Raw genomic sequence first — 23,371 nt, 5'->3', positions numbered from 1 at the left:
ACGAATACGGGGCAAATATGAAATTGTCATTGCTGATTGCGAGTCTTGTTACCTTGGGTGTTACGGCATGTTCGAAAGCACCCGATATTCAATTAAATAATGGAAGTGATATTGATTGGCAGGCTGCACAAGGTACGACCGTGGTGGTCAATTACTTTGCTGAGTGGTGCGCACCCTGTTTGCGAGAGTTACCCGAGCTCAATGAGTTTCATCACGATGTGGTGATGAATGACAGTGAACTGACGTTGATCGGCATTAGTTTCGATCCGATGAATAATGAGCAAATACAAGCATTAGCCGATAAACACGACATTGAGTTTCCGTTGGCGTTGAGTCAACCTGCGCCTAAACTGCCGTTTGATCGACCGAAGATGCTGCCAGCCACGTATATTGTCGGTCCAGACGGAGAGGTAACAGGTCCTTTACTTGGCGAACAGACTCAGGCGACACTAAATAAAGCAGTCGCCGAAGCGCGTTCAGAGTAAGCGTTTTAAGCGTTCCTTCTCGGCTCGTAGCTGGTCAATACGGGCATTTAAGCGTTTTTCCGTAAGCTTATTTTGGGTGTGATTCTGTGCGGTTTGTAATTGGTCAATCGCGAGATCAAAACGACCGCGCAACGCCAACGCTTCGGCACGAGTCTCGTACATCGCCGCGCGATCTGCCGTCCGTTCATAAGCATCTGTCAAAAGATCCATCGCCGTGACTGAATCTGGCTCACTGAGTAAGTAATTGCGCAGCAATTTAACACCAAGTTCCGCGTTGTTAGATTGAATCGCGGCGTTGGCGTAGTTTAATAGAATAACCGGGTCATCCGGGCTGCGTATATACTCTTGCTGAAGCATATTGAGTGCTTTCTCGCCCTCATCTTGGGCAAGATAGATATCGGTTTGCACATCAATATAAAAGCGATTTCTCGGATTTCGCGCGATAAGTGGGTTGAGCCATTTTTGTGCGGTGGTTGGGTCATTCGCATCGAGCGCGCGGATTGCCAACGCATAGCCACCAGCTTGCTGGTCGATGACGCTCGCACTTTGGGTGAGCTTAACAAAATCACTGTTGGGCGAACTACGGGTATAACGCGCATCAATACGCGCCTTAGCTAACTCGAACTCTAAGCTTTGTGGTACATCACGACGACCAATGGCCTCGGCGCGCGTACGCGTGTCTGAAATACGCGCTTCGGGAACCGGGTGGGTGAGCAGCATCTCAGGCGGTTTCGAAACATAGCGATACTGATCGGCTAAGCGACCGAAAAAATTAGGTGCACCCATCGGATCAAAGCCCGCATTAGCGAGTGTGGTAATCCCAATACGGTCGGCTTCTTGCTCAAATAGACGTGTGTAATTAATCTGTGCCTGCCCCGTCGCTCCTAAGGTGGTGTAAAGGCCCGCAGCACCCGCCTCTGGGTTCGCTATGCCGAGTAATATTGAACCGATCACACCGGCTATTGTCAGCGGCATGTTTCGTTGTTGCTCTTGCATACTACGTACGATATGGCGTTGCGTAACGTGAGCGATTTCGTGCCCTAGCACTGCGGCGAGTTCAGATTCATTGCGTGCCTGTTGAATGAGTCCTGTATGCACACCCACGTAGCCACCCATAAATGCGAACGCATTTATTTCGTTGATATTAAGCCAGAAGAAATTGAACGGGTAACGCACATTATCGGCATTACGGACTAAGCGTTGCCCAACATCCTTTAAATAACTATTTAAAACGGGGTCTTGTATAATCGGTGCAGACGCACGCAATTGGCGCATATAATAGTCGCCAACCACCTGTTCACGCTCGATACTCATGAATCCGGCACCGGTCGTACCAATTTCGGGTAGGTCGCGACTTTGTTGAGCATGGGCTTTGGGGACTTCGAACGCGGTTGGGAGCGCTAGCATGAGCGCAAGCGCCACGCTACTTGTCACCGAGCGCTTAAATTTTTTTATGTACAACATTCACAATAACCGCTGTTATGACGCAATATTTAAAATAGAGTCATTAATTTACAATAAGTTCCTTTTCTACTTTATGGTGTTACCGTAAGATTGCAAGCACCGTGAACTATTAATCGCACCGAACAGGAAGCTCGGCATGTTCCAATATATTCAGCAGTGGTATCGGAATAAGTTTTCAGACCCGAATGCAGTGACGCTATTTTTATTATTGATAGTGTCGGTTTTACTGATCGTATTTTTCGGTGGGATTTTGGCGCCCATCTTGGCCGCTATCGCATTGGCGTATTTGCTCGATTGGCCGGTTAATCGGTTGATTGATGCGGGTGTAGGGCGGTTAACTGCCACTATTATTGTAATGAGCCTCACCGTTTGTATAGCGACACTCTGCTTACTGACCTTGGTGCCTGTCGTTTGGCAACAAAGCACGACATTGATTCGCGAAATGCCCGATATGCTGGCAAATTTGCAGGTGTGGCTACATAAGTTACCTGAATTGTTCCCATCGGTCATTGATGAGGCGCAAATTACCGAGTTGATGCAGAGTTTGAAACGCCGTGCGGTGGGACTTGGCGAGCAGATATTAACGAGTTCGCTTACGTCCTTAGTTAATGTCATGGCGATGTTAGTGTACTTAATTGTGGTGCCATTGTTAGTGTTTTTTATGCTGAAGGATAGAGACACTTTGCTGGCACATTTTAGTCGGGTGTTACCCACTAACCGCCGCTTGATCACACAAGTGGGCCAAGAAATGAACCTGCAAATCATGAATTATATTCGAGGCAAGGCGCTTGAGGTTATTGTCGTGACGGTGACCTCATTCGCGGTATTCTTTGCCTTTGACTTACGTTACACCACGCTGCTTTCAATTTTAGTCGGATTGTCGGTATTGATCCCATATATTGGCGCCGTGGTAGTGACAATACCGGTGGCATTGGTTGCGCTGTTCCAGTTTGGTGCGACCGCACCGTTCGCTTACGTGATGGCGGCTTATCTCATTATTCAAGCTCTGGACGGCAATGTACTCGTGCCTTTATTGTTTTCTGAAGCTGTGAGCTTAAACCCTGTTTACATCATCGCCGCTGTCTTGGTATTTGGTGGTATATGGGGATTCTGGGGAGTGTTCTTTGCTATTCCGTTAGCCAGTCTAGTGAAAGCGTTGATTACTGCATGGTCGAGCCGGGAAGCGCAGCAGGAACCTAACGAAGTGATGTAAATTGCATGAATTAACTGGCGCGGCAGACGCGCCCCGCCAGTTTAATTCGCTTAGTTTTGCGCTAAATGATTAAGAACGACCTCATGGTGATCTTTTGTCTTAAACTTATCAAAAACGTGGCTAATCGTTCCATCTTGCTCGACTAAAAAGCTAATGCGATGAATACCATCGTACTCTTTACCCATAAACTTTTTAGGTCCCCAGACGCCAAACTGATCGGCGACCGCATGATCTTCATCACTCAGTAGCGTAAAATTGAGTTCATCGCGATCGGTGAATTTGGCTAAGCGTTTGGGTGCATCAGGGCTAATACCGATTGAAATCACATTGTGCTCTAAGAGGCGTTCCTTCTCATCGCGCAAGTTCTGCGCTTGTACGGTACATCCTGGTGTCATCGCTTTTGGATAAAAATAGACCAGTACGCGATGTTCTTTGAGTAATGCTTCTAGTGATACTTTTTCTTCATTTTTGTCTAACAGTTCAAACTTAGGCGCTTTATCGCCTGCTTGTAATCGTTCCATTTTTGACTCCTACCAGTGAATACTCAGTGTATATATGATAGCGAAGCTCGCTTTGGATTAAAATGAAGGGAACAAATTGGCTGCGATGTGTTCCTAGTCTTGTGTTTATTTGGGGCTACCAGTAACATTAGGCCCCATGATTAGGAATTTGGAGCCTATATGTTAACAGGTAGTATTGTTGCCTTAGTGACGCCGCTTACTAAACATGGAAATATTGATTACAACGAACTCGAAGAACTTGTCAATTTCCATGTAGAGTCAGGAACGGATGCCATTGTCGCGGTTGGTACAACAGGTGAATCAACCACACTGAGCCACGAAGAACACATTGATGTGGTTGCCGCCATCGTAGAACTCGCCGATGGTCGCATTAAGGTGATCGGCGGGAATGGTTCAAACTCAACTTCCGAAGCCGTTCAGCTGACAGAAAAAATGACGCACTTCGGCGTCGATGGCTTTCTTAATGTTACTCCATATTACAATAAACCTTCAGTTGAGGGCTTAATTGCGCACTTCGCAGCATGTGCTGAGGCGTCTGACAAACCTCAAATCTTATACAATGTGCCAGGTCGTACCGCGCTGGATATGCCACCTGAAGTGGTTGAAAGATTGGCTGAAATTGATAACGTCATTGGAATCAAAGAAGCAACAGGCGATGTAACTCGTGTAGAGGAACTCAAACGTCGTTGTGGTAACCAATTTATTTTATTGAGTGGGGATGACCCGACGGCATGTGAGTTTATGCTCCGCGGCGGACATGGTGTTATCAGTGTGTCAGCGAACGTTGTACCCACGCAAATGAAGGCTTTAGTCGATGCAGCAACACGTGGAGAACGCGAGAAAGCAGAGAAAATTGATGCTGAGCTGCGTGAACTCAATGATGCGTTGTTTATTGAGTCAAACCCCATTCCAGTGAAGTGGGCTTTGGCTTTGATGGGAAAATGCAGCGCCAACTACCGTCTGCCATTGACCCCTCCAAGCGAAGACAGCCAGCTTGTCATAGAACGCGCACTCGAAAAATTACACCTACTTAAGTAGCAGGAGTGGAAATGAATTTTCGCCGTACAGCCATCGTAACCTCGTTGGCTACGATGACCCTCGCATCGTGTAGCTCAATTGAAAAAGAGCAACCGAATGGTAACTTCGAATACGTAGAGCTCGATCAAAGGCAAACGTTGACAGTGCCATCGAACTTAGAGACTCCAGCATATAGCAGCACTTACAGAATACCGTCTGTAGAAACTGCTGGACCGATTGGTGAGGATGTACGTGTCGTATCACCTCGCCAAGTTCATCCTGTGGCACTCGGTAGTCGAGTTTTAGAGAATGAGGATGAGCCACGTGTTTATTTCGACTTAGTTGAAGGAATGCCTGATACGGTCACCAATACAGTGTGGCAAGCGGCCGAGCAAGTATTAGAACGTAAAGGCTTGAGCTACACGAAAACGGGTGAAAATCAGTGGACAACGGAATCGCTCACCATTCAAGAGGAATATGAAGTTGAAGGTGAAGAAAGTAGTTGGTTCTTTGGTGATGATGAATCAACGGTATCGTTAGAACAGCGCTTCCGTTATGTATTAACTCAAAAGCCTGAAACTCATGGTAGAACAACTGTATTTGAAGTCTCGTTAGATGACGTGTCGCAGACAATTAATGGCGAGCAACGGGAGATGCCTGAACTGACCCAGCATAACCTCGCTGTCGACTTGGTCAACAAAGTTGTATCTCAAGTAAACCGGGTGCATCAGCAGTCGATTCAACAAATTCGTGAAGCAGGCGTTCCGATATCTGTAGGCAGCAATGCGAAACAAGAACCTGCTTACATTGTCGGACTCGATTTTGATGAAGCTTGGGTTCTGACAGGACAAGCGCTTGAACAAATCGGACTCACCATCGAAGATTTAAATCGCGAAGCGGGCACTTATTTTGTCGAATATGCAGAACCTGATTCTGGCTTCTTGTTTATCGGCGGCGATGACTATGATTCGTTGAACATTCCAGAAGGTGAATATGAAATCCGCTTGGTAGAATTCGGCGATGATACCGCTATCACCGTGTGGTCAAATGATGAAGTAGTCGATCAAGCATGGCTCGAATCGGTCAAGCCAGCCCTTGAGCAAGCATTAAAAGTAGCAAGTCAACAGTAAAGGCGACACAACCTATGGAAAAACGTAACGAGCTGTATCGTGGTAAGGCAAAAACCGTTTATACAACGGATGACCCATCACGGTTAGTGTTGGAGTTCCGCAATGACACCTCCGCATTTGATGGAGAAAAAGTGGAACAACTTGAAGATAAGGGAATGGTCAATAACCGTTTTAACCATTTCATTATGACTCAGTTGGAAAATGCGGGCATTCCGACGCAACTGGATGAGTTGCTGAGCGATACGGAATCACTGGTTAAGAAACTTGATATGATCCCCGTAGAGTGTGTTGTTCGCAATGTCGCTGCTGGCTCGTTAGTGCGTCGCTTAGGTGTAGAAGAGGGTAAAACCTTGAATCCACCTACGTTCGAGTTCTTTTTAAAGAACGATGCGTTGCACGATCCGATGGTTAACGAATATCACATCGAAGCATTTGGTTGGGCGACAAAAGATCAAATCGCACAAATGAAAGAACTGACTTTTAAAGTGAACTCAGTGCTTAAGTCTTTATTTGAGCAGGCAGGGTTATTGCTGGTCGACTATAAACTTGAATTTGGTGTATTTGACGGCCAACTCGTACTCGGTGATGAGTTTACCCCAGACGGTTGTCGTTTATGGGATGCAGACACGCGTGAAAAACTTGATAAAGATCGCTTCCGCCAAGGGCTTGGCGGCGTCGTTGAGGCTTACAAAGAAGTCGGTCAACGCTTAGGTGTCAAGTTCTCATAAACCCAAACGCTGACTGCTAATTACTGTTTAGAAGAGTCGTCCTCAGTATTTTCTTTGGACGACTCTTTTTTTGTCGGCCATTTAAACTTATTGCTGTATTTGAGCACCATGAGGTTACTTAGTACAACGCCAATAACCAACAAAATAATTAACCAAACCCAGTGTTCTTGCATCATTCATCTCCAGTATTCTCGCCGCAAATCGTGTCGAAATAGCGTTGTTTGATCGCACCAAGGTGTTCCAAAATAGTGACCTTACCCTCAACGTCAGCAGTTTTTATCGCTTGAGTGAGTTCTTCTAATGTCAGTGCGTGTTGTATGGAGTGGGCGATAGGGCGGTAGCTTAAATGCCATGGCTCGCGCGCCACGCCTCCCTGATATACCTCGTACGGAAAGAAAAAGCCGTATTCCTTTGCATGCGCTTTTAACCAACACCACAGGGTATAGCAGGGCGCACCGGGCTGTTCGTATTCATCAGGAATAAGCTGTAATTGATGATGGTTGCCGAACCCTGACGGATCCCAGATATCAATATCAGTTCCCCAATGATGACGGCTGGCGCCTGGGAGCGCAGACCAATGCAAAATCGCGTGTAACTTCTGCTCGTCGCTCAAGCACGCAGGATCTAACGGACGACCTTGCTTATCATTAATAACACGTTCACCGCACCATTTGCGGTTCCAAATGATGCGCTGGCGCTCAAAACTACGGAACCCTGATGCGATAGCGAGATTAATCCCCTCAGCTGAAGCGGTGGCCTGCATCTCTGTAAAAGCTTGTGCCGCGGCGGGGTGTAATAAGTCACCCTCAGGTGTGGCGACGAGATGGTCATCGACCAAGCCCAAGCGCTGCTCTGCTCGCATCATAGTGACTTATCCATGCCCTTAAGTACTGCTTCGTAGACATCAGTTAGTTTGTCTAAATCAGCGATTCTGACGCATTCATTAACTTTGTGGATAGTCGCGTTGACCGGTCCTAACTCAACAAGCTCCGCACCCGTGGGGGCAATAAAGCGCCCGTCTGATGTTCCGCCGGCAGTCGACAGCTGGGTTGGGTATCCACAGGTTTGTGCGATGGCTTGCTGTACGGTATCGATTAAATGACCACTTTCAGTTAAAAACGCCGGACCATTGAGTTTCCAATTAAGTCGATAGTTGAGCTGGTGGTTATCTAAAATCGTCTCGACTCGACGTTGCAGTTGTGTTGCGGTCGACTCTGTCGAAAAGCGGAAATTAAACTCGATATCTAAGCGACCAGGTATCACGTTACCTGCACCGGTGCCGGCATTGATGTTTGATACTTGAAACGTGGTTGGCGGAAAATAGTCATTACCGTCGTCCCAATGTGTTTGAGTCAGTTCTGCCAGCGCACTAGCAGCTTTGTGAACGGGGTTTTCAGCCAAGTGAGGGTAAGCCACATGACCTTGTACTCCGATTACGCTGAGTGAGCCAGAGAGACTCCCACGGCGCCCATTCTTAACCACGTCGCCCAATTGTTCGGTGCTAGAAGGCTCGCCAACGATACACCAAGTAATTTTCTCATTACGTGCCTCAAGTGTTTCCATGACACGTTTGGTACCATTAATGAAAGGGCCTTCCTCGTCGCTGGTAATTAGAAACGCGATATCAAAAGGTGGCTCCTCGACATCGGCAAGATAACGCTCGACCGCGACGATCATGGCGGCTAAGCTGCCTTTCATATCGGCCGCGCCGCGACCATATAAGTAACCTTCGTGTTCAGTTGGCTGGAACGGCGGGAACTGCCAATCATTCGGATCGCCTGGCGGCACGACATCGGTATGGCCCGCGAAACATAACACCGGTTTGCCAGTGCCCAAGCGAGCCCATAGATTAGTGGTGTCTTCAAACACCATGGTTTCGAGCTCAAACTCTAGCGCCTTTAAACGGCTACCGATAAGCTCTTGGCAGCCTTCGTCGGCGGGTGTGATCGATGGGCGCTCAAGCAGTGATTTAGCGAGTTGCAAGGTTTTACTGGTAGACATTAGGCTAACCAAGCCTCCCATTGTTGCGCATTAAAGCCGACTCTTATTTCGTTGGATGCTTCAACGAGAGGTCGCTTGAACAATGTCGGCTGCTCAGCGATGAGCTTGCTAACGGTTGCTTTATCGGTCAGATCGCGCTGAGACTCATCAAGTTGACGCCAACTGGTACTGCGTTTATTGACCAAGTTATCAGCGGGAACCTCGTCTAACCACTGCAATACCTCAGCTTCTGTCAGCGGGGTTGCGCGGACATCGCGAAATTCATAGGCGACTTGATTCTGCTCAAGCCACTTTAATGCCTTTTTAACTGTGTCGCAGTTTTTAATCCCATGCACTTTAATCATGCTACATCCTTTTGAATAACTAATTCAGATTCTAATGCGGTAACAGCGCCGCTGGTACGTAAAGTCAGTTTATCGAATTCCGCGTTTGGCTGCAGTATTACGGCCATTAAATTATAGGCGTTTGCTTGCTGGCGCAGCTGTGTTTGATTGACTGATAGCAAGGCGGTGCCTTGCTCAACAGTATCGCCTGCTCTCACATGAGGCTGCAGAGCCGGTAACTTAATCGCCAGCTCATGTGCTCCCAATAACAACATTATTCGTCCCTGTTGAGGACTGACAAGGTGAATAAAGTTGCCGGCGGGCGAAATGTAATCGACTTTTGCCGTACTGGGGGCTAACACCTGGTTACCTGATATATCGATACAGGTGGTGTAACCTAACCACTGACTACGAACCAGATGACTTGGGTGATGGCTTGACTCCAGCATGCGACCCGAGCATGGTGCTAGGAAAGAGAAAGCGGGCATGTATTCTCCAATGAACTATCTTACGAGTAGCTTATCTGAATTAGCCCGATAGGTGCAAAGTAAACCTGTAGTTGATTATAATACGTCCAGTAAGCAAAAGCGTATATAGCTAGGGCGGTGTGAGTTAATGAGTACACCCTATCAACAAAGTTATCCACAGAAAACGTTGATAACTTGAATAACTAAAGTGAAGTGGCTGATGAGGAATGACCTGTGAAAGTAAGTGTATTCCGGCTATTTAAAGACGGACATCAATACGCTAAGCGCTGGCCGCGCCATGCGGTTGTTGCCGCATTCCGTGAGACGCGATTGGTTCCTTTACTGCGTTTAATGGAGCGGTGGGTGCCCGCGATAGCGGTGATTAATGCGGTACTGCACTGGCAGTTTCTGCACGCCTATTGGCAGCAAGGGTTAATGACTTCTGCGGTAATTCTGAGTATGCCACTGCAGTTGATGGCGTGGCTGGGTTGGCGCGCTAACCAACCGTTACCCGGAAGGCTAAAAGGGTGGTATTGGGAGCTGCGTGATAAGCTAAAACACAGTCGTGCCGTGTTAAAGCGGCCTGCCGAAGGGGGACCCACTTACATGGATTTGGCATGTGTGCTTGAGCAGGCACTGGCTGTGTTGCCGCCCGACGAGCACTAATTAGGATCGATATACTCTTTGTCGTTAAAGGTAATGAGCCAATTAGGGCGGTACACCACCATCAGCGTTACCGCCATACCATTCAACAGCGCCTCAGGGAACATCACTAAGGGCGTGATGACTAAGTAGTTTTCCCAAATTTGTTTGGCGGAGAGTGTATCTGTTGCTAATGCCCATCCTGCGTGTGCCAAGTGAGCTGCCGCAATAGCAAAAGCGGCTGCTACAAACGCGTTCAAAAAGATGTAAATAAACGGATGGCGTGGAAGGCGGTGATAGAGTACAGCATAAGCGACATAGGTCACGGCCGCAGGTAGTACGATATGACTTAGATAAAGCGCACCCATGGCGGTCGGACTGTAAGCATTAAACAGACTGTTGATCGCGACTATCAGAACGCCAGCGAGCAAGGCGTAGCGAAAGCCCAACATCAAAGTAAGTGTGGTGATCAACAGAAAGTGAATATCTAGACCTTGCTCGAGCTTTGCCGAGAACACCCAGATAAACGTAATGATCGCAGCAGAGCCGAATAGCAAGTGTTGTAGTAGGCTGCTATCTCTCAACATACGCCAGTTGTCGTTAACCCACGTAGTGATGAGAATGCAAAGAGCAAGTATGTTGAGAAACAGCGCCATAGTATGAATTCCTGTAGTAAATTACAGCGAGAAACGGCTCCATATTGGAGCGTGATCAGACGGCTTTTCGATACCTCGTAACGCGTAATCAATGCCGCTCTCCTCGCACTGACGTGCCAATGTCTTGGTCGCTAAGATCAAGTCAATCCGAAGGCCGCGGTTGTCATCAAAGCCGCGTGAACGATAGTCAAACCAGCTGAACTCGTTATCTTGATCGGGATTGAGTTGACGGTAGGTATCAATCAGACCCCAATCAAGCACTTCATTCAGCCAATCGCGTTCTTCGGGTAAAAAGCTACATTTACCGGTGCGCAACCAACGCTTCGCGTTCGCATCGCCAATGCCGATATCACAGTCTTGATGGGAGATATTCATATCGCCCATCACAATGACCGGTTGATCTGGGGATAAGTCATTGTTGAGATAGTCCATTAAATCACGGTAAAACTGTGCTTTCATTGGAAACTTAGTCGGGTGATCGCGGCTTTCTCCTTGCGGGAAATAACCATTTAACACACGCACGGACGAACCGTCTGGAAGCGGGTAGTCGCCCATGATCATTCGACGTTGCGCATCTTCAGGCTCGTTCGGGAATCCCTTCTGCACGTCAGTAAGCGGTTTTTTACTTAACAGCGCGACGCCATAATGACCTTTCTGACCGAAGAAGTTCACATGATAGCCCATCTCTTCGACCGCTTCTTGCGGGAACTGGTCATCATGTACCTTGGTTTCCTGTAAACCGATCACGTCGGGTTGATGCTTATCAATCATCGCTTGCAGTTGATGAAGACGCGCTCTAATTCCATTGATATTAAATGATATAAATTTCATGGGCTGTGATGTTTTGCTGTGATTAATGATGGTTTGAGGATACCAAAGTTGACGCGGTGCTGCGAGTGGCAATGCGGTGTCGGGGGATGTTCGACTAGGTAAAAATCGGTATACTTCCGAGTTAAGCAAAGCTGTAGGAGAATTCGATTGCTGCAATTGATGAATCAGTTGGGGATGATGCTCAGGCAACATACTTACGAAATTGCCATGATGGTGATGGCAACGTTACTTGTTATTTATGGTGACGAAGTTAATGGCTTAGTGAAAAGGCTCGTTGGTAAGTATCCGTTCATCGTAAGAGCTTTAGTGTTTGTGGCGTTATGTGCGTTTGGCTACGGTTACCTATTAATTGGCTTTACGCCGATATTGGCAAGTTGGATATACGCTATACCTCTACACCTGCTCGGGCCGGCTGTACTCATTACGTTGTTGGTATTGGGTATATTGGCAGAACGAAAAAAACAACTATAAGGATAATTGGCCGTGACTCAGTCATTTGTTTCCATTCGCGCGGGCAAAAATGCGTTGTCGCATATCCAAAATAATGGTTTATCAGCGGATGATGTTGGATTGTTAATGGGCGCCTCGGGCGGTCCTAAATGGTTTGTTCTACAAGGTATCGATGAGTGGCTGTTTGGTGAGTTTTTTGCTAACAAAAAGCAGCCGCTGAATACCCTAGGTACGTCTGCCGGGGCGTGGCGATTTGCGTCGCTAGGTCAGAGCGATCCGGTGGCCGCAAGCCGTCTCTTCGCAGAACTGTACAGTCATCAAACATACAGCGCCAAACCCGATCAGCGTGAGATTACGTCGGAAGCTGAAAAGCTTTTACACAAGTACGTACCGGAAGCGGCAGTGAAAGACATTTTATCGCAAACACGCGTACACCATCATTTTATTGCGGTGCGCTGTTTACGGTCAACGGCGCATGAGGGGCGTCGGCAAGCGCTTGGTTTATTATCCTCGGCACTGGCTAATAGCGTTAATCGACGTTGGCTAGGCCGTTATTATGAACGGGTTGTATTTCACCACCCCGCATCAAACCTCGCGATATCAAAGGATTGGACGGATTTACCGACTCGGCATGTAGCCTTGACCGAAAACAACTTTCAACCTGCGTTGCTTGCCACGGGCTCAATACCGATGGTGCTGGAGGGGGTGCGCGATATCCCAGGTGCACCACAGGGGATTTACCGAGATGGTGGCATTACGGATTATCATTTTGACATTGATTTATCGCGGGTCGAAGGGATTACACTCTATCCTCATTTTCATCATGAGGCGATTCCAGGGTGGTTTGATAAACGGCTTAAATGGCGTCGAAGCACAGGACGCGAATGGCCTAATACCGTTTTTATGAGTCCAACAGAGGCATTTCTAAATAAATTGCCGTATCAGAAAATACCTGACCGCAACGATTTTGCACAACTTGATGCGCCTCAGCGTATTGAATACTGGCAAAAAGCCATTGATGCGGGACGTTGGATGGCCGACGAGTTGCAAACCTTACTGGCGAATGGCCGTTTTGCTGAGCGCGCTCAATTGTGGGAGTGATCGCGATAAAAAACGATGAAGTAATCGAAATTGCTCTTTACGACTGTTTTGTGGTTAGAATGAAGTTTGTTATTCCTAGATTGTGCGCAAATAAATGAAAGACCGATTAAGCGTTCCAAATCCGCAACAGATTGGTAACCAGAACTTTGCGGAGCTACTTGCTGCCGGCAATAGTATGTGTCTATTTGTTTGGCAAGACACGGAGCTGTGGCCCGTTCGGTATGTATCTGACAACGTAGAATCAATTTTCGGCTATACCAAACAACAGTTTCTTGAGCGCGAGGTGCACTTTAAATTTCTTGTGCATGAGGATGATCTGCCTCGAGTAAACGAAGAGGTAAGACGCTTAAAAAGCGGTGAAACAGGCTATAGAATCACTCACAATGATTACCGCATTCGACATAAAAATGGGCGTCATGTATGGGTGTCTGACACGTCCATTATAAAAATGGATACCGAAGACGGTGTGCCGCTGTTGTTCGGTTACTTGATTGATATTACAGAACGTAAAGAACTCGAGATAAAATTAGAAACGGAACGCAATCGATTACAGCTATTACTCGATGCGACTCGGTTGGGTACTTGGGAGTGGAATCCCCAATCAAACTTAACGGTATTTAATGATCGTTGGGCGCAGATTTTTGGCTGGTCGAAAGAGGAAATCGCGCAAAGTCCTTACAGTTGGTCGAGTCGACTCCACCCGGATGATTACGACCGTGTTTGGCGAGCTGTTAAAGACCACCTCGATGGTATTACCCCCTTTTATGAGAGCCAACACCGTATTCGTCACCGCGACGGTCATTATGTTTACGTGCTTGATCGCGGGCGTGTAATCGAACGCGATGAGCATGGTAATGCAACGCGATATGCTGGCACGGTAACGGATGTAACGGAGCAAAAACAAGCAGAAATAAATGCACGTCGGGCGGCCAGTGCAAAAAATGTATTTTTAGCCAACATGTCACACGAAGTACGTACACCGTTACACGGTATTCTGGGGTTGGTAGGCGTTTTGGAGGGTACCGAACTTAATGAGCACCAACGAAAGTTGTTACTGACCGTCAAAGAGAGTGGTGACCATTTATTACAAATGCTCAATGACTTGTTGGATTTAACTCGTGCTGAGGAGGGGCAACTTAAGCTGAATAAAGACGTTTTACTGCTCCCCCGAATTATGCAACATATTGAGGCACTGTATCGTTTACCAATCGAGGACAAGGGTGTTGAGTTTGTGATTGAGCGGAGTAACTCGATGCCAGAACGGATTTACAGTGATCGTGCGCGCATCGTACAGATACTGACGAACTTGCTTAATAATGCTGTGAAGTTTACCAGTCAGGGCACCATTACATTGAGTCTTGGCTGGCATGCGCTTGAGTCTTCTGGTAATCCGACCCGTGAACAGGGTGAGTTATTGATTGAGGTGAAAGATACAGGATCGGGTATACGCGATACACAACGCATTTGGCAATTATTTGAGCAGGAACAGCAAGGATTGACTAAAAAGCAAAGCGGTAGTGGCTTGGGATTGGCGATCGTACGCAACCTAGTGCAATTACTGAACGGCTCGATTCAGGTTGAAAGCGAACCAGAGCAGGGCGCTTGTTTTAGTTTACGCCTGCCGATGTATGCGGTGTACAGCGATCAGGTGAATCCCGAGGCGTTGGATCAACCTCGGCTACCCGAGCTTGCACCGCGCAGAATCCTAGTGGTTGATGACAATCCAATTAACCAGTTAATTGTCAGTGAAATGCTGATCTCGCTCGATCAACAGGTGATCAAGGCGTCGAGTGGACAAGAAGCAGTGGAGTTTTTGAAACGTCATCCTATAGAGGTGGTGTTTATGGATCTTCACATGCCACTGATGGATGGTATGGAGACGACGCAGCGTATTCGAGATTTACCCGTTAACCAACCTCATATTGTCGCACTAACGGCTAATGCGTATCCTGAGACCCGTACACAGGCTTTAAGGTCAGGCATGGACGACTACCTGACAAAGCCATTCGTTAAGGCTGACTTAGCGCGAATTTTGAATCGACTCGATAAGGTAAAAAGTTAATGAGCTTTAAAAGTACAGAACGTTACATCGTATCCGAAGGTTTGTCACAAGCGGTGAATGCTGCCGTGACGTTGGAGAAGCCATTACTATTAAAAGGCGAACCCGGGACCGGTAAAACACGTTTGGCGATGGAATTAGCCGATTCATTGGATGCACCTTTCTTACAGTGGAATATCAAGTCGACGACCAAGGCACAACAAGGCCTGTATGAATACGATGCGGTGTCACGTTTGCGTGATAGCCAGTTGGGTAGCGAAAAAGTACACGATATATCGAACTATATTAAGCCAGGTAAGCTGTGGCAGGCATTTACGTCAGAGCAGCGACCGGTATTGTTAATCGATGAGATCGACAAGGCCGACATTGAGTTTCCAAACGATCTGCTTCAAGAGCTCGACCAAATGGCATTTCATGTTTATGAAACCGGTGAGCAAGTCGAAGCGAAGCAGCGTCCTATTGTGATTATTACTTCGAACAACGAAAAGACCTTGCCTGATGCGTTTTTACGGCGCTGTTTTTTTCACTATATCCAGTTCCCAGACGAGGCGACGTTGAGCGATATCGTTCAGGTGCATTATCCGAATTTACAGCCGCGCTTGCTCGATGAAGCATTGGCGGTATTTTTTGGTGTGCGTGGTATTTCTGGACTGAAGAAAAAACCATCCACCTCGGAACTGTTAGACTGGATTCGCTTATTGCTCACCGAAGATATTACACCCGAACAGTTAGCCGAGTATCGTGAACGGCCATCGATGCTTCCACTCGCGGGAGCCTTGTTAAAACATGAGCAAGATATCGAACTCATTGAGCGGGCGTCTCGTGCTTACTGAATTTTATTTTACGCTACGAAAACACGGTCTTAAGACCTCCATTACAGAGTATTTAACGCTGCTTGAAGCGCTCGAAAAAGGTGTCATTTGGGGCAGTATCGATGACTTTTATCAATTATCGCGAGTCATGCTGGTTAAGGACGAGCGGTATTTTGACCGCTTTGACCGCGCATTCGCTGAATATATCGATAAGGTGTCTGAGGTTGACGTTGCCGAGCAAATTCCAGAGGACTGGCTGAATAATCCGTTGATGCGCGACTTGTCCGAGGAAGATAAGCAAAAGTTAAATGAGCTGGGCGGTCTAGATGAGCTAATGAAGGCGTTTAAAGAGCGTTTAAAGGAGCAACAGTCTCGGCATCAGGGCGGTAATAAATGGATAGGTACGGGGGGCACGTCGCCGTTCGGTGCCTATGGCTATCACCCTAACGGCATTCGTATTGGTCAAGAGGGTAATCGTAATCGCAGTGCGGCGAAGGTATGGGATAAACGTGAATTCCGTGACTTAGATGAAGATGCTGCGCTCGAGCAACGATCCTATCAGCTGGCGCTCCGTTCTTTGCGACAGTTTGCGCGAACCGGCGCGCAAACAGAGCTCGATTTGGATGAAACGATTCGCGCCACAAGCAAGAAAGGTGGGCTGCTCGATCTGAAGTGGCAAGCGGAACGGCACAATGCCGTTAATGTTCTCCTATTGCTCGATATTGGCGGTTCGATGGACGACCATATTTATCAGGTTGAGCAGTTATTTACCGCGTTGAAGGGGGAGTTTCATAACTTAGAGCGCTTTTATTTTCATAACTGCGTTTATGAAGGAGTTTGGCACAACAATGCGCGTCGACGTTCGAGTTTTGTCAGTACCGAATCGTTGATTAAACGTTTTGGTGAGGATTATCGCTTGATTATTGTCGGTGATGCCACCATGGGGCCTTATGAGATCGCGTTTCCAGGTGGTAGTGTTGAGCATTGGAATGAGGAACCTGGCAAGGTGTGGCTTGAGCGTTTGCTGACACGCTTTGAGCGTGCAGTGTGGTTAAATCCGCAGCCCGAACCGCATTGGAAGTACTATCCTTCGATTTATTTAATTAATGAAATTATGTCAAACCGCATGGAAGCACTCACCCTCGCCGGGATACAGCAGGCAATCGAGCATCTTAGATGACACACGGTAACCAGTTTGCTTTGCTCGAGGATGCGCGTGATAGCCTACGCCATCGCGTGGCGCTGATTCGCTTAGCGCAGCATTCGATCAAGCTGCAGTATTATATCTGGCGAGACGATGCCAGTGGGTTAACGCTGCTGAACGAATGCAAACAAGCACTCGAGCGAGGTGTTCAGGTTTACTTATTACTGGACGACTTCAGTAGCAAGCCCACTGAGCAATTACTTCGTGATTTAAGCGAACATCCACACTTTCACGTCAAACTGTTCAACCCGCTGGTGCATCGCAAACTGCGCTGGTTAAATTACTTTACTGACTTTCGTCGTGTGAATCGGCGTATGCATAATAAGGCATTTATTGTCGATGATCGGTATGCCATTGTCGGCGGGCGTAACATTGGTGATGAATACTTTGGTACGCATTCGGGTCAATTATTTTCCGATTTAGACGTGATAATGAAAGGTCCAGGCGTTACACAAATAGCCAATGATTGGTTAAGCTATTGGCGCTGCGATCTAGCCGTCTCGATTGAAAATATTGCAGGACGGAGCCGTACCGAGGCGTTTCTTCAACGCTGGCAACAGTTTAGTAAAGAAGCGCATGCGGAACAGCTAAATGAGTACGTATTTGGTGGCCTCGCCGACGACGAGCTCAACTTAACACAGGTTGCATGGCAAACTGCTGAAGCTCAATGGATAAGTGATGACCCCTATAAGGCATCGTTGTCGCACAAACCATCGCGTTTGGTTGTACAGCAAATGGTCAAAGTGCTAAGCAAAGCCAAGTATCAAGTCCGCATGGTCTCCCCTTATTTTGTGCCGACTCAAAATGGTGTGCAGCAAATCGAATCGATGCTCGAACGTGGTATTCAATTTCAAGTGCTGACCAATTCCCTCGCTGCGACGGACGTGCCCGCTGTTCATGCGGGTTATCAACGTCGACGTCGACGGTTACTGACCGCAGGCGCGAAGCTTTATGAACTCCGGCGCATTGATGAATCGTCACAGAACCGCGTGCTACCATATTTTCGCCGGTCAGCGACCAGTCTGCACGCTAAAACTGTTACGGTCGATGAGCGGTCGGTATTTGTTGGTTCTTTTAATTTTGATCCGCGGTCTGCTCAGATCAATACAGAAGCCGGTCTTATTATTGAATCACCTCAATTGGCAAAACGTATCATCGAAATATTTGATCACGAATTGCCGTTGCGTGCGTATCAAGTCCGGTTGAATCGGTTTTATAAACTATACTGGGTTGATCGGAGTCATGTCCCTGTTAGACGTATTTATCGAGAGCCTGATGCGGGTCTTCGACGTCGTTTTGTGGTTTGGCTTACGGCACGTTTACCCGTTGATCACTTACTTTAATATGGCGCATAAGAAACCTCATTTACCCTCTAAGGTGTGCGCGCACTGTCAACGACCGTTTGTCTGGCGGAAAAAGTGGGAGCGCGACTGGGAGCATGTGAAATATTGTTCAAAGCGCTGCGCTGGGCTGGCGCGCAGTGTTGCACGCCAGCGGCTTAAAGATAGTTAGAGTTGTTGAGCTATCCACAGACGGACTTTTTTCTCGAGCAAAAACAACGGTAAAGCACCATCCTCTAACACAACGCGATGAAATCCTTTGATGTCGAATTTAGCGCCGAGTTTTTGCTCTGCCATGCGGCGTAGTTCAGCTATTTTTAATTGACCAACTTTATAAGCAAGTGCTTGACCAGGAAGCGCCATAAAACGCTCGGCTTCGGATACGGCACGAGCTTCTGCTACGGGCGCATTCTTATACATATAGTCGAGTACTTCGGTGCGGGTCCAACCTTTATCATGAATCCCTGTATCCGTGACTAAACGAATCGAGCGCCACAATTCTGCTGCTAAAGCACCAAAGCGTTGGTAAGGGTCTTGGTATAAACCTAGCTCATCACCGAGCGACTCAGCGTAAAGTCCCCAACCCTCGGTGTAAGCGGTTTCGCGACCATACTTACGAAACAGCGGCAAACCCTCGAGTTCTTGCTGGATACTGATCTGAAAATGATGCCCTGGTGCTGCTTCATGAAGAAACAGCGCCGTTTTTGCCCATGTCGGACGCGACGCCAAATCATAGGTATTCAAGTAGAAAACGGCTGGACGCGCATTATCTTGCGGCGCCGACTGATAGCTACCTGAACTTGCTGACTGTTCGCGAAAACGTTCTACCGGCCTTACTTCGTAATCAGCTTCTGGAAAAATATCGAACAACTTAGGAACGCGTTCGTCGACAATTGCACGTAACGAGCGGTAGTCTTCTAACATCGCTTGGCGGCTTGGATAAATAAATTGCTCATCATGGGTCATAAAGTCAAAGAAAGCGTTTAGGTCGCCTTCGAAGTTGATTTCTTGCATGATTTTACGCATTTCTCTGTGAATGCGTGCGACCTCTTGTTTGCCCAATTGATGCACCTTATCGGCACTAATATCAACGGATGTATTGACTTTAATTTGGTGCTGATACCACGCTTTGCCGTTCGGTAATTGGCCTATTCCAAAACTTTCGGTGCGCGTGTGAGGGAGGTAGTCTTGTTCTAAATAATCCGCTAAGCGTTGATAAGCGGGGAGTACATCATCCGTTAAAATACGCGTGTATTGCGAAGCAATAGATTGCTTTTCTTGTGTCGATAACGATTTCGGCAGATCATCGACTGGGCGCCAGAAAATGCTTTGTTTAACATCGCTGACGTGTTGCGCTCTGATCTGTTCGATGGCCTTTTCGATCAGCACCTTGGGTTGCACAACATCTTGTTCAATACCTTGCTGCATATTCTCGATGGCTTGATCAAATATCACAGGAATCTGCTGCATTCGAGCAGCCCAGTTTGCGTAATCCGTTGCATTATTAAACGGCTGCGCGGATGTGCCAGAGCCCAGCATGGCGTATTGGTTTGCAATGTTGTAAAACTGGTTAATTGGAATCAAGTGCGATGGAAACGCGCTGCTGGCAATTGCATCCATGCGATCTTGACGAAAGATCTGATAGCTGATTTTTTGGCTCTCAGTCAATGAGTTAATGTCAATGGATTCTATTTTAGCTAGATATGTTTGTTCTAGTTCGAGCTGACGCTGTCGGTGCTCAGGCGAGAGAAAATTGGGGAGTTTGTCGTTGTACTCTTCACGTCCCATGTAAGTGGCGGTCAACGGATTCAATTTTAGGTTTTCATCAAAGTAGGTTTGATAAATTTCATCCAATTTATCTGATACCGACACACTTGTAACCGATGATACTTTTTGACCGTCCTGGCCCTGCGTGGGTGCTTCGCCGCAACCTGACAGTACACTCAAAAGGGTCAAAGCTATGAGGGTATGTTTCATGATTAAGCTAACTCCGTTCTGTTTCGTCCGCCTTGTTTTGCTTGGTACAAGGCTTTATCTGCTGCAACTAACAGTGCACTGTGATTTGGATAGTGTTCACTTGATGCCACGCCAATACTGACAGTAACCGATAAATCATTGGCAAGGTGATTAAAAGAGGCATCCTCAATCGTTTGTCGAATGCGTTCAGCCGCTTGCAGAGCATCCTTTGCATTGGTTTCAGGCATGAGCAAAGCAAACTCTTCTCCGCCCCATCGCGCTACATAGTCAACCTCTCGCAGAAGACTGCTCAACAATGTAGAGAGTTCGATCAGGACTTGATCGCCCACGACGTGCAAAAACCGGTCATTGATTAATTTAAAGTGGTCGACATCGATGATGGCGAGCGACAGTGGCTGAGCTGAACGTTCACAGCGCTTGACCTCATATTGCAGTTGTTCATCAAATGCACGTCGATTACCCAGCTGAGTGAGCGAGTCTTGGCGCGCCAAGCCTTTAAGTTCTCTTGTTTTTTCTGCGACCATGCGTTCGAGCTGAGCGCGTTGATTGCTTAAGAAACGTATACGAGCGCGTACTAACATGGTAGCGATACCTGTTATCGCCACTGCTAGACTTAGCCAAAACCATGACTGCTGCCAAGGATGCTCCGAACGTGCAAAAGCGAAGCTTGCGGGTTCACTCCAAGAGCCTCCCGGATAAGCCGCACGTACTTGGAATATATAATCGTTTGCTGGTAGTGACGTGTACTCCGAAGTAGTCATCGAGCCGCGATTGAGCCATTGGTCATCAAAGCCGACAAGGCGTACTTGATACTCGATATGGTCAGCCATTAGAAAACCAAGACCTGCGTAGTTTACAACCAAGCGTTGAGTATCGGCCGGAATTCGACCGCCATAGCTCACACGCTGCCCATCGGCAGTGACGGAGGCAATGACGGCCGGCGGTGCTATTTGGACCATTGCTTTAAGGTCAGAAGGCGCAACTGATGAAACGCCGCGGGCGGTGCTCATCCATACTCGTCCATTTTGACTGCGTATCATGGAAGGGCCACCGCTATTTATTTGTGAACTGCCCATACCATCAACTTCGGTAAAGCGTTGATAGGTCAGATGCGATGTTTTTCCAGAGAGAAAGTCCTCGAACTCATCATGCGCAATAAAAATGGCTCCTCGGTTTGAACCAAGCCAAATATTTGCGTCGCCATCAAATGACACCGCGAGAAAATTATCAAAAGGAAGCCCCTGATCACGGTTGATGATTGCCCACGTATCTTCCTTTTGGTGGTGGTAAATTAAACCCCGATCAGTTGCCAAAAATACATACGGACCCTTTTGGCTGATTTGGAAAGTGAGTTGTGCATCATGCAAATCACTGAAATCAAGTTGACGCACTTGCCACTCGGTTGTCGATGATGCATCTAAATCAACGATGGACAGACCGCTGACAGACGCCACCCAGAGTTTGTTATCAATGATACGCAGCGTCGTTATATAGTTATTCTGCAGTCCGTCTTGAGTGGTTATCAAGCGAGTCTGCCAACCCTTCTCAGTTTTCTTAAGTTGAGTGACTCCAACTGGAGAACCGAGAAAGAGCCCGTGCTTCTCGGAGCCAGCGATGGCTCGTACTTCATCTGATTTGAGCACGTTTTTGGTCGTTAAGTGGTCAGTTACACGCTCACCATCCCAAATGAACAAGCCGTTCGTATAGGTACCTATTAACAGCTGGTTATTGTATTCAGAAAAGGATAAAACTGACTGATTGGCTAACGGGTGGGGCGATTCAAACGTTGCCAGTTGCGCTTTGGTCAGTGTGCTGATTCCACTGCTGGTACCAACGTAAAGCTTGTCGTTAAATTCATACACAGAGCGAACAAAGTCACCCGCCAGCCCATTGTGGGATTGCATGGTCGTAAATAGTGAACGACGAAACTGCATTAATCCACCGTGAGTGGATACCCACACGCTGCCTTCTTGGTCTTCCAATATATCGAGAACGTGATTATTCGGCAGTCCATTGTCCGTATTGACTTGTTGCAACTCACCATTGTAAAAGCGCAATACGCCATTGCGGTAAGTGCCCAGCCAAAGCGCGCCGTCTCGTGTCCTATTAATTGCGCTGATGGTGAAGTTTAGGTTAGGTAGTAATTTTTCGAACGTAAATTTGTCATCTTGTTGTCGATACAAGCCACTTCCGGTACCCACCAATAGTCGGCCATCCGAATCAATCAATAACTTACGGACCCGGTTCGCAGGTAAGTCATCAATTAATTCAAAGCGCATCGCGCCGGCTCGTTTAACGGAGAGACCACCGGCAGTAGCGGCCCATAAATTCCCGCTAGCGTCTACACGGCTCTGGTAGACGTTATTGGACGGCAATCCCTGTTCTGTAGTGAAGCGGGATACACGCTCATTATTTTCATAATTGATAAGCCCCTTCTCACTGCTAGACACCCAAATAGTGCAGTTTTTATCAATCTCAACTTCATTGATAAACGGGGGCGCAGGTTCAAGAGGTAGCCATCTGTTGTCATGGAAACGGCTAATACCGCCGCGAGCGCCGGCAACGTAAATGCTGTCATCGCACGGATTGAGCGCGATTGAGAAAATCCCGATGTCGGGTAATCCAGTAACACGAATATCGTCGTAGATATCAAAGTCTTTGCCATCAAACCGAACGGGACCTTGCCAAGTGCCAAACCAAAGGAAACCCTGTTTATCTTGGGCAATGGCATTAATTGAGTTATGAGGCAGACCATTGCGCGTGGTCCAAGCTTGACGGGTCATATAGTGTATGGACTGGTCAACGGGTAGCTCAAAATCGAATGTATGTATGGCTGAACTAGCAGGAGCGTTTTGCGCGTGACTGTCTATACTGAATAGTGAAACAGCAACAACGAGTGTGAACAGTTTTAGTTTCTTGGATATCACGTGTTTAGGCCTTAATTTACGGC

General features: G+C 47.4%; 24 protein-coding genes. 13 read left to right on the top strand and 11 right to left on the bottom strand.

All coding sequences use genetic code 11. The features are described from left to right. The first annotated feature begins 17 nt into the window (after positions 1–17). Positions 18–485: a TlpA family protein disulfide reductase gene (locus DFP83_RS03970; RefSeq protein WP_110573387.1), complete on the top strand. Its 468-nt coding sequence runs from the start codon at positions 18–20 to the stop codon at positions 483–485. Here DFP83_RS03970 and bepA read toward each other — a convergent pair. Beyond that, positions 477–1,949 carry a beta-barrel assembly-enhancing protease gene (gene bepA, locus DFP83_RS03965; protein WP_110573385.1) on the bottom strand — a complete coding sequence of 491 codons (1,473 nt, stop codon included), beginning with the start codon at positions 1,947–1,949 and terminating at the stop codon, positions 477–479. The genes DFP83_RS03970 and bepA overlap by 9 nt on opposite strands. A gap of 136 nt (positions 1,950–2,085) precedes the next feature. On the opposite strand from bepA, the gene DFP83_RS03960 reads away from it, so the two are divergent. After that, the gene (locus tag DFP83_RS03960) at positions 2,086–3,162 is read left to right on the top strand and encodes an AI-2E family transporter (RefSeq protein ID WP_110573383.1); all 1,077 of its coding nucleotides are present in this window, start codon (positions 2,086–2,088) and stop codon (positions 3,160–3,162) included. A gap of 50 nt (positions 3,163–3,212) precedes the next feature. Here the strand turns inward: DFP83_RS03960 and bcp are convergent, their stop codons facing one another. After that, a complete protein-coding gene (gene bcp / locus DFP83_RS03955; RefSeq protein WP_110573381.1) occupies positions 3,213–3,683 on the bottom strand; it encodes a thioredoxin-dependent thiol peroxidase in 471 nt (156 codons plus the stop codon). A 159-nt stretch (positions 3,684–3,842) separates the two neighbouring features. On the opposite strand from bcp, the gene dapA reads away from it, so the two are divergent. Genes dapA through purC form a run of 3 tightly spaced genes read left to right on the top strand, consistent with a single transcriptional unit; the run spans position 3,843 to position 6,558 of the window. Further along, positions 3,843–4,721, top strand: a complete 879-nt coding sequence (gene dapA / locus DFP83_RS03950; protein WP_110573380.1) for a 4-hydroxy-tetrahydrodipicolinate synthase — start codon at positions 3,843–3,845, stop codon at positions 4,719–4,721. 11 nt (positions 4,722–4,732) lie between these two features. Continuing rightward, a complete protein-coding gene (gene bamC, locus DFP83_RS03945) occupies positions 4,733–5,830 on the top strand; it encodes an outer membrane protein assembly factor BamC (protein ID WP_110573378.1) in 1,098 nt (365 codons plus the stop codon). A 14-nt stretch (positions 5,831–5,844) separates the two neighbouring features. Then, entirely contained in the window at positions 5,845–6,558 is a 714-nt protein-coding gene (gene purC / locus DFP83_RS03940) for a phosphoribosylaminoimidazolesuccinocarboxamide synthase (protein ID WP_110573376.1), read from the top strand. Between the two features lie 20 nt (positions 6,559–6,578). Here purC and DFP83_RS03935 read toward each other — a convergent pair whose 3' ends face one another. Genes DFP83_RS03935 through DFP83_RS03915 form a run of 5 tightly spaced genes read right to left on the bottom strand, consistent with a single transcriptional unit; the run spans position 6,579 to position 9,370 of the window. Further along, positions 6,579–6,734 (bottom strand): DUF2897 family protein, encoded by a 156-nt coding sequence (locus DFP83_RS03935; protein ID WP_241971572.1) that lies wholly within the window; start codon positions 6,732–6,734, stop codon positions 6,579–6,581. Next, positions 6,731–7,423 (bottom strand): M15 family metallopeptidase, encoded by a 693-nt coding sequence (locus DFP83_RS03930; protein ID WP_110573372.1) that lies wholly within the window; start codon positions 7,421–7,423, stop codon positions 6,731–6,733. Before DFP83_RS03930 ends, DFP83_RS03935 begins: the two co-directional genes overlap by 4 nt. Continuing rightward, positions 7,420–8,559, bottom strand: a complete 1,140-nt coding sequence (gene dapE / locus DFP83_RS03925) for a succinyl-diaminopimelate desuccinylase (RefSeq protein WP_110573371.1) — start codon at positions 8,557–8,559, stop codon at positions 7,420–7,422. Before dapE ends, DFP83_RS03930 begins: the two co-directional genes overlap by 4 nt. After that, positions 8,559–8,903, bottom strand: a complete 345-nt coding sequence (locus tag DFP83_RS03920) for a Spx/MgsR family RNA polymerase-binding regulatory protein (protein ID WP_110573369.1) — start codon at positions 8,901–8,903, stop codon at positions 8,559–8,561. Before DFP83_RS03920 ends, dapE begins: the two co-directional genes overlap by 1 nt. Beyond that, positions 8,900–9,370, bottom strand: coding sequence for a PTS glucose transporter subunit IIA (locus DFP83_RS03915; protein WP_110573367.1), 471 nt, complete (start codon positions 9,368–9,370; stop codon positions 8,900–8,902). Before DFP83_RS03915 ends, DFP83_RS03920 begins: the two co-directional genes overlap by 4 nt. Positions 9,371–9,583: 213 nt before the next feature. Between DFP83_RS03915 and yfbV the strand changes: the two genes are divergently transcribed. Next, entirely contained in the window at positions 9,584–10,015 is a 432-nt protein-coding gene (gene yfbV / locus DFP83_RS03910; RefSeq protein ID WP_110573365.1) for a terminus macrodomain insulation protein YfbV, read from the top strand. Here the strand turns inward: yfbV and DFP83_RS03905 are convergent. After that, positions 10,012–10,647, bottom strand: coding sequence for an energy-coupling factor ABC transporter permease (locus DFP83_RS03905; protein ID WP_110573363.1), 636 nt, complete (start codon positions 10,645–10,647; stop codon positions 10,012–10,014). The genes yfbV and DFP83_RS03905 overlap by 4 nt on opposite strands. A 21-nt stretch (positions 10,648–10,668) precedes the next feature. Beyond that, positions 10,669–11,478, bottom strand: a complete 810-nt coding sequence (gene xthA, locus DFP83_RS03900) for an exodeoxyribonuclease III (RefSeq protein ID WP_110573674.1) — start codon at positions 11,476–11,478, stop codon at positions 10,669–10,671. Between the two features lie 147 nt (positions 11,479–11,625). Here xthA and DFP83_RS03895 point away from each other — a divergent pair, with 147 nt between their 5' ends. The 7 genes from DFP83_RS03895 (at position 11,626) to DFP83_RS03865 (ending at position 18,616) form a co-directional block, all read left to right on the top strand. Then, positions 11,626–11,949: a DUF3392 domain-containing protein gene (locus DFP83_RS03895; RefSeq protein ID WP_110573361.1), complete on the top strand. Its 324-nt coding sequence runs from the start codon at positions 11,626–11,628 to the stop codon at positions 11,947–11,949. A gap of 12 nt (positions 11,950–11,961) precedes the next feature. Further along, positions 11,962–13,029 (top strand): alpha/beta hydrolase, encoded by a 1,068-nt coding sequence (locus DFP83_RS03890; protein WP_110573359.1) that lies wholly within the window; start codon positions 11,962–11,964, stop codon positions 13,027–13,029. Positions 13,030–13,123: 94 nt separating this feature from the next. After that, on the top strand, positions 13,124–15,091 hold the full coding sequence (locus DFP83_RS03885) for a PAS domain-containing protein (RefSeq protein WP_110573357.1): 1,968 nt from the start codon (positions 13,124–13,126) through the stop codon (positions 15,089–15,091). Further along, positions 15,091–15,921, top strand: coding sequence for an AAA family ATPase (locus DFP83_RS03880; RefSeq protein WP_110573355.1), 831 nt, complete (start codon positions 15,091–15,093; stop codon positions 15,919–15,921). Before DFP83_RS03885 ends, DFP83_RS03880 begins: the two co-directional genes overlap by 1 nt. Next, positions 15,911–17,080, top strand: coding sequence for a vWA domain-containing protein (locus DFP83_RS03875; protein ID WP_110573353.1), 1,170 nt, complete (start codon positions 15,911–15,913; stop codon positions 17,078–17,080). Before DFP83_RS03880 ends, DFP83_RS03875 begins: the two co-directional genes overlap by 11 nt. Further along, a complete protein-coding gene (locus tag DFP83_RS03870) occupies positions 17,077–18,447 on the top strand; it encodes a phospholipase D-like domain-containing protein (protein WP_110573351.1) in 1,371 nt (456 codons plus the stop codon). Before DFP83_RS03875 ends, DFP83_RS03870 begins: the two co-directional genes overlap by 4 nt. Before the next feature lies 1 nt (position 18,448). Then, complete coding sequence (locus tag DFP83_RS03865) at positions 18,449–18,616, top strand: DUF2256 domain-containing protein (RefSeq protein ID WP_110573349.1); 168 nt, start codon at positions 18,449–18,451, stop codon at positions 18,614–18,616. On the opposite strand, the gene DFP83_RS03860 is transcribed toward DFP83_RS03865, so the two are convergent. Both DFP83_RS03860 and DFP83_RS03855 read right to left on the bottom strand, forming a co-directional pair. Next, a complete protein-coding gene (locus DFP83_RS03860; protein ID WP_181416363.1) occupies positions 18,613–20,421 on the bottom strand; it encodes a DUF885 domain-containing protein in 1,809 nt (602 codons plus the stop codon). The two genes, DFP83_RS03865 and DFP83_RS03860, sit on opposite strands and share 4 nt — an antisense overlap. Positions 20,422–20,423: 2 nt before the next feature. Beyond that, positions 20,424–23,348 carry a ligand-binding sensor domain-containing diguanylate cyclase gene (locus DFP83_RS03855; RefSeq protein ID WP_241971573.1) on the bottom strand — a complete coding sequence of 975 codons (2,925 nt, stop codon included), beginning with the start codon at positions 23,346–23,348 and terminating at the stop codon, positions 20,424–20,426. Positions 23,349–23,371 lie beyond the last annotated feature (23 nt).

Source organism: Idiomarina fontislapidosi, assembly GCF_003226255.1.
Classification (GTDB): Bacteria; Pseudomonadota; Gammaproteobacteria; order Enterobacterales; family Alteromonadaceae; genus Idiomarina; species Idiomarina fontislapidosi.
This window is presented reverse-complemented; position numbering and strand designations above follow the sequence as displayed.